We start from the raw sequence: 976 nt of genomic DNA on the forward strand, positions 1-976 counted from the left end.
GAAGGCATTGCGCGAAATGAAGCCCTTGTCCAGCAGCGCCAGGTTGTTGTCGCGCGTCTTGGTGGCGATGTCGAGCTGGCCGCGCGAAGCCACCAGAGAGCCCCTGGCCTGCTCGACCTTGGCCTGGTATTCGCTGGTGTCCATGCGGATCAGGACCTGGCCGAGGGCGACTGCTTCACCGGCGCGCACCAATACTTCCCTGACCTCGCCGCCGACCTTGGCCTTGACCGCGACCTGGTTGAGCGCACGCAAGGCGCCCGACAGCGGCAGCACCTGGCGCAGCGGTTCGACGTGGGCAACGACGATGTCGCCCGGCAGGAATTCCAGCACCTGCACCGGTTTTTCGACCATGGCAACCGGCGCGGCAGGGCGCTTGCGCAGCGCCATGAAGGCGATCAATAGGACTACTACCAGCAATACGATCAGGACCGAGCGGCGTTTGAAAAAGGAAAGAGTCATCAGGATTTGGTCAGCAGGCCGTTCAGGCAAAGGTCGATGAAGTTGTCGAGATAAGCGCCGGGCTCTACCGGCTCGATGGCGCACGGGCCGAACGACTGGCTCCACAGCATCAGCATCAGCACCGGTGCGACGATGACGCGCTTCATGTGCTCGGCGTCGATGGCGCGGAATTCACCGCGCCGGATGCCGCGCTCGAGCATGCGCACGATGGTGGCGTCGCAACGCGTGATGACTTCGGCGTGGTAGAACTGCGCGAGTTCAGGGAAGTTGCCGGATTCTGCCATCATCAGTTTGGAAATACCGTTTAATTTTGTATCCGCCACCGAAGCCCACCAGCCCAGGATGAGGTCGCGCAGCAAATCGGCGCTGTGGCCTTCGTAACGGTCGACCATGCCTTCGGCTTCTTCCAGCAGCGGCAGCATGTTGGTGCGCACGACCGACTTGAACAGGTTTTCCTTGCTGTCGAAGTAGAGGTAGAGCGTGCCTTTGGAGACGCCGGCGCGCGCGCGCTGCGAGA

At 62.2% G+C, this 976-nt stretch carries 1 protein-coding gene and 1 pseudogene; both read right to left on the reverse strand.

Annotated features, from left to right (window positions below; translation table 11 throughout):
* Window positions 1-459, reverse strand: a pseudogene (locus tag HLUSI_RS0113050) (efflux RND transporter periplasmic adaptor subunit); the annotation flags it as partial.
* Window positions 459-976 (reverse strand): TetR/AcrR family transcriptional regulator (locus tag HLUSI_RS0113055; protein WP_016834404.1); only part of this gene is annotated, 518 nt, incomplete at its 5' end. The pseudogene HLUSI_RS0113050 and the gene HLUSI_RS0113055, both read right to left, overlap by 1 nt.

This window comes from Herbaspirillum lusitanum P6-12, assembly GCF_000256565.1.
GTDB classification, from domain to species: Bacteria; Pseudomonadota; Gammaproteobacteria; order Burkholderiales; family Burkholderiaceae_D; genus Herbaspirillum; species Herbaspirillum lusitanum.